Annotated in this window: 4 protein-coding genes; 3 read left to right on the top strand and 1 reads right to left on the bottom strand. The window is 39.3% G+C overall.

Translation table 11 applies throughout. From position 1 onward, the window contains the following. Positions 1-54 precede the first annotated feature (54 nt). Positions 55-1419, bottom strand: coding sequence for a response regulator (locus tag FFR48_RS24055; RefSeq protein ID WP_137669117.1), 1365 nt, complete (start codon positions 1417-1419; stop codon positions 55-57). Positions 1420-2120: 701 nt separating this feature from the next. Between FFR48_RS24055 and FFR48_RS24050 the strand changes: the two genes are divergently transcribed. From FFR48_RS24050 to FFR48_RS24040, 3 genes are all read left to right on the top strand, one after another. Next, positions 2121-2795 carry a vWA domain-containing protein gene (locus FFR48_RS24050; protein WP_096570743.1) on the top strand — a complete coding sequence of 225 codons (675 nt, stop codon included), beginning with the start codon at positions 2121-2123 and terminating at the stop codon, positions 2793-2795. A 190-nt stretch (positions 2796-2985) separates the two neighbouring features. Then, positions 2986-3768: a PP2C family serine/threonine-protein phosphatase gene (locus FFR48_RS24045; protein WP_096570745.1), complete on the top strand. Its 783-nt coding sequence runs from the start codon at positions 2986-2988 to the stop codon at positions 3766-3768. Between the two features lie 151 nt (positions 3769-3919). Continuing rightward, positions 3920-6115, top strand: a complete 2196-nt coding sequence (locus tag FFR48_RS24040; RefSeq protein ID WP_137669116.1) for a tetratricopeptide repeat protein — start codon at positions 3920-3922, stop codon at positions 6113-6115. The last annotated feature ends 386 nt before the right edge of the window (positions 6116-6501 follow it).

The raw sequence follows: 6501 nt of genomic DNA, 5'->3' as shown, positions 1-6501 counted from the left end.
CCCCAGTCACCAGTCACCAGTCACCAGTCACCAGTCACCATTCCCCAGTCACCTTTACGCCAAGTGCATGAAAATCATTTTTAACAGTTCCGCACGAGTAAAAGGTTTAGTTAAATAACCAGAAGCTCCGACCATTCTTGCTTTCACCTTATCAATAATTCCCTTACTACCAGTCACAAAAATAATGGGAATTTCCTTAAACATTGAATTATTACGAATAATTCGGCATAACTCATAACCATCAATTCCCGCCATATTCAGATCCAATAAAATCAAATCGGGTTTATGCCTAATGATAGACATCACTGCTTTGATTGGATCATTAATAGTTACTACAGCAACATTTTCATCTTCCAAACAACGGCTGATTTCTTTGAGAACCGTCGGACTATCATCTACAGAAATAATTTTGTAAGGCTTTTTAGCGGTTATGGTAGCAGCGGTTACGTTTTCCCCATTAGTTAGTATGTTATTGGGTATGGTTGATTGCTCAAGGTTTTCTTTTGGTAAAGCAGAAACTTGAGGTACAGGGTTCTCTCCCAGGGTAATGGATGGTGATGCTTCTACCTTAAACGATTTGCCATTAATTCTGATTGTGCTGTATCTAGGAGCTAGTGAAACATCTTCAAAGGTTTTAGGTAATTTATCGAATGGAGGATCCGGTTCATGCAAAATAATCGAACCCTGAAGGATATGCGGGTATAAAGTTCGAGCCAGTTCCACCTCATCGAGATTCATAATTACTGCCAAATGACGCAGGCTAAAACCCTTCATCCAGGTAGTGATATTTTGCTGTAATTCTGGTAATTGTTTATCATAAAATTTACTGTTAATCAACAGGTATGGACGCTGATAAGGAGAAGAGATTTGAGGAGCGAAAGACTGCAAATTTTGCAACCGATTTTTGCAGTGTTCCATAATACTATCAACATCAAGTTTGCAAATTTTCGGTAGGCTATTAACTGCTGCTGTTAATTCAAACGTGCCTTCTCTAATCAACAAAAATGATTCGATTACCTCTTTTACTAACTCTTGAATCAGTAACGCAGCTTGGTGAGAGAGTAAATGTTTTTCATTCACCAACCAATAAATAGCTTGATATTCCGGCGGTTGTTGGTGTTCATCATCACTACGTTCAATTAACTGAGTTTGCCAGTCAGGTTCAAACGTCATGCGTAATTGTACACGAAGTTCATTACTCATTACGGGAATTTGCTGACTTAGACGACGTATATGCCGTTCCAGTCTATCAAAGGGTTCTACTGAATGAGTGGCATAGATAATTTTGCCTTGGTCTAAGTATATTGACCATAGCACTGAATTGTTTAAAACTTGTAAACAAGTAGTGTCAGAAGAATTGCTTAACTGTCTTAATAAACGTTTAGGAGATAGTTTGGTAAATGTGCCAGTATTATTCATATTTTTACAGTTTTTAAAGAAAAATTGCTTTACTATTGATTGAGTCTGGAGCAATAATGAATTTCTGGATTAGGTGAAATATGTCTCAATACTGCTCGGTCAAGAAATGGGAATTAGTAAGTTGGTTTGGGTCAAAGGTAAAGGTTTTTCTCCCTTCACTTATTTTCATATTTCTCTATCAACCAACTAATTGATGATGAAATATCATAAATCTACCTCCAGCTATATCAATTAATCCTCCGTGAATTACATAATAATACTAGACTGTCAAATATTTTCCTATTTTCCAGAAGAGTAAAACTTTCTGTTCTCATTATTACAGGGTACACATTTTCCCATTGCGGTATTAACTGTGTTTCCTGATTGGTTGATAATTAGCAAATTTTCCACATAAAATCTTTAAATTTTTATTTCTTAGAAATGTATATATTGAATATTATATTCTTAATGATTTGGATATAAATGATAGATAGGTTATCTACCCAAAAATAATGTTTCTCCCCCTGATTAATTAGCTTTAACTAAAGTATATGGTGATTCAAGTTTCCTGAAATAGATAATTTGATTGGAATAATTTGCATGGATGAATTTTTATCCATCTACCGCAAAATACCATACTTGTAGTTGTACTAGTCTGGGAGACTATGATACTTTGAGCAAGGGAAAGTAACGCTTTGGACTATAACATAACACAAAAGGTTATGCTGGATACATTAAAACTAGATGAAGTTGTAGAATTTGCAGAAAACCCAGAACCACGTTGTCCGTGCGTGCTATTGCTAGACACATCTGGCTCCATGCAAGGAGAAAGGATTGAGGCTTTAAATCAAGGCCTACTGAGTTTTAAGGATGAGCTACTAAAAAATTCATTGGCAGCTAGAAGGGTAGAAGTAGCAATTGTTACTTTTGATAGTCATGTCAATATTGTGCAAGACTTTGTAACAGCAGACCAATTCAACCCACCTATTCTAACAGCCCAAGGACTAACGACAATGGGGGCAGGAATTAATAAATCGTTAGAAATAATTCAAGAACGCAAATCTCAGTATCGTGCCAATGGCATTGCTTACTACCGTCCTTGGGTATTTATGATTACAGATGGTGAGCCACAAGGTGAGCTAGATGATGTTATAGAACAAGCAATACAGAGGCTACAAGGAGATGAGGCGAATAAACGTGTTGCCTTTTTTACGGTAGGAGTAGAAAATGCTAATATGAACCGTTTAAGTCAAATAGCTGTACGTACTCCCCTGAAACTTAAAGGGTTAAACTTTATTGAAATGTTTGTTTGGCTTTCAGCAAGTATGTCAGCGGTTTCCCATTCCAAAGTAGACGAGCAAGTAGCACTACCACCAATCGGTTGGGGGTCTGTTTAACAGTTATCAGTTATCAGTTAGCAGTTATAGCAACAACTCAGGTGGTAGTTCACGAACTGATAGCGCAGCATGGCGTAAGCCATTGACAAAACTAATATACAAGCAAACTTTCCACTCTGTCACCTGTCACCTGTCACCTGTCACCTGTCACCTGTCACCTATCACCTGCTATAGCTGTGAGAAAAAATTTATGAACACACCAAAACAGATTCCTCAATGGCGGATAGTAGCCGCTTCGGTATGTGGAACTAGCCACATTAAAAACCAGCAGTTATGTCAGGATGCTCACCATTGGCAGATATTGCCAAATAATGTCTTAGTGACAGCAGCAGCAGATGGGGCTGGTTCAGCAACTTTGGGAAAAGTGGGAGCGATGATTGCTGTAGAAACAGCAATAGAACATATTTCAAATTGCGAAATTACTCACAGTACCTTTACTGAGGATACTCTTTTGCGTAATTTGTTAACTGATGCCATGTTAGCTGCTAAAAAAGCAGTAGAAGATGAGGCAGTGGCCTGCAAACATCAGTCATCAGATTTAGCAACTACCTTAATTATTGCGATCGCCACACCAAAAGTTGTAGCAGTAGCCCAAATCGGTGATGGTTTAGCTGTAGCCAAGGATAGTACAGGTAACTTACAGGCGCTGACAATCCCTAATAGGGGTGAATACATTAACGAAACCACATTTTTGACTTCACCTGATGCCTTAACTACAACCCAGATAAAAATTTTGCGTCAGCACATAGTTAATATCGGCGTTCTCACTGATGGACTACAAATGCTGGCTTTGAATATGCTTGTTGGTGAACCCCACAAACCATTCTTTTTTCCTTTATTCGACTTTGTAGCCAATGCTGAAGATAAGGTCGTTGCCAAAGAGCAACTAGTCAAATTTTTATGCTCTGAAAGAATTACTAATCGCACAGATGATGATTTGACTCTTATCATAGCAGCACTAAGCAATTCATAAACAATGTTTATTGGGTAGGGTTGATAGTCCAGACTGTCAGTTTCAGATTCAGCGTTTTTTAAATTCTTAATTTCGTATTGACGACCGATCAGGTCGTCTGTACTTCAATCCCCATTCCCTTTCAATAACCACTGTTAACAGTCATTTCACTATGCAGGTACTTCGTTCTCTTGGGCAGAAAGAAATTCTCAATCTCACGGTCAATTTGGGACGTGGGGGTGAAGCCTGTGTCTATGCCGTGCCATCAGATGAAAATTTAGTGGCCAAAATATATCACAAACCAATTCTGACCCATGCTCACAAACTTCAGACCATGATTGCCAACCCCCCAGAAAACCCAACAGCTAATTTGGGGCATATTTCCATTGCTTGGCCTCAGGAGTTGTTACAAGCTGCGGATGGTAGTGGTAGTATCGTCGGCTTTTTAATGCCCCGGATTCGGGGGATGCGTCCGATCATGGACTTTTATCATCCGGGAACCCGTCGCCTAAATTGTCCTTTATTTAATTATCAGTATTTACTTAGGACTGCTCGTAATTTGGCCGCAGCTTTTGCAGCTTTACACGCGAGCCAGTATTGTATTGGTGATGTTAATGAGTCAAATATTTTAGTTAGTGATACTGCCTTAGTGACTTTGGTAGATACAGATTCATTTCAAGTTCGTGATCCACAGCAAAACATTGTTTATCGTTGTGCAGTTGGTAAACCAGAGTATACTCCACCAGAACTACAGAATAAAACTTTTGCTGACTATGATCGGGAAATTTACCATGATTTATTTGGGTTAGGGGTGCTGATATTTCAATTATTAATGGAAGGTACTCACCCATTTTCCGGGATTTTTCAAGGTCAGTTTGATCCACCAACTTACGAAGTCCGAATCGTTGCTGGTCATTTTACTTATAGTCAAAGGCAACAAGTTCCCTATTTACCTACCCCCATAGCACCTGCTTGGGAAATGCTCGCTCCCGGTTTACGGGATTTGTTTGTGCGTTGTTTTGAGGATGGGCATCACAACCCTCACTTGCGTCCTGCTGCTCAAACTTGGTTGTCAGTTTTAACCACCGCTGAAGAGAGTCTTGTTACTTGTACTGCTAACCCCCAGCATCGCTACCATAATCATCTCGACAAGTGTCCTTGGTGTGAACGTGCGGCGCGTTTAGGTGGACGTGATCCTTTTCCATCACTGGAGTCGATCGCTTCTAAAGAACATCTCAAACCCCGACGAAAATCTAAAAAGCGCCACACACAAAATCCTCGTTCACGCCGACCTGTGATTTCTGCATCACCGCTACATCATTGGCAACCAGTCTTTACCCAAAATTTTTCTATTTATCAACCTCCCAAGACTACTCAAAAGTCAAGGTTTTATACTATTATGTTTAGCCTGTTGGGTTTGGGTTTATTGGGGTATTTGGACTTAATGATTAAATTTACTCGTCCCTTTGTTTCCCAAAATCCTTACACTCAACAAAGCTTGATTTCTCGCCAAGAAAATAATCATCCTCAAGAGGAAAATCTGTCTTATTTAGATTACTATGATCGTGGTAACGCTGCTTATCGAAAACGAGACTATGAGCAAGCAATTGAAAATTTTACCCAAGGTATCAAAAAAAATCCTAATTTTTCTAGATTGTATATCCATAGGGGTAATTCTCGCTACAATCTGAATGATTATGAAGGAGCATTGGCAGATTATAACCAAGCCCTAAAAATTAATCCCCAGGAAGTTAAAGCATTTGTAAATCGGGGCAATGCCTACTATATGCTGGCCGAGTATAGTAATGATCCTGACCAAGAGTATCAGAAAGCTATCCAAAACTTTAATCAAGCTATCAACATCAATAACCGTGACACGGAAGCTTATATTAGACGGGGTATTGTCCGTTCTCAAATAGCTAAATATAGCAATAATTTTCAACAAGAATATCAAAAATCAATTGCTGATTTTACAGAGGCAATTCAACTGAATGCTTCCCAAGCAGAAGCTTACTTCCATCGCGGTCTGGCTCGTTATCAATTTGCCCAATATAGCAGTAATTATGATCAAGAATACAATCAGGCGATCGCAGATTTTAATCAAGCATTAAATATTAATCCCCAGATGGCTAAAGTTTACCTCAAACGGGGAATGGTTTATTATGAATTAGCTCAATACGGGGAAAGTAAAGTTGAAGAAAATCATGCACAAGCCATGGAAGATTTAGAAAAATCTGCTCAAATTTACCTGGAACAAGAGGACATGGATAACTATCAGCAAGCCCTGAGTAACATTTGCGTAATGGTAGCCAAAAAATGTGATGCTTTATTCCAAAGCTCAATTATTTTTGACCCAATTGATCGCTAAAATTTTCTTCCAAAATAAGAGATTTTTACTCTTGACTCCTAACTCCTGTAGGGGTTTAAGTAGCTAGTCAGAAAAAAACAAATTAGGCTAGGTGACAGGTGACAGGTGCTACGCCACGGTGACAGTTTCAAGAGTTGGATAGGAACGATTTTTTCTTTAAGTAGGAATTAAGTGCAAGGTTTTTCAGTTACCACCTCATAAAAGCTGGCACTTTTTGAAAGCACTTCGGCTTACTTCGACTGCGCCCTTCGACACCGCCCTTCGACACCGCCCTTCGACACCGCCCTTCGACACCGCCCTTCGACACCGCTCAGGACAGGCTCAGGACAGGCTCAGGACAGGCTCAGGACAGGCTCAGTACAAGTCGCTCAGTACAAGTCAAAATA

Source organism: Sphaerospermopsis reniformis, from assembly GCF_005402885.1.
Classification (GTDB): domain Bacteria; phylum Cyanobacteriota; class Cyanobacteriia; order Cyanobacteriales; family Nostocaceae; genus Sphaerospermopsis; species Sphaerospermopsis kisseleviana.
This window is presented reverse-complemented; position numbering and strand designations above follow the sequence as displayed.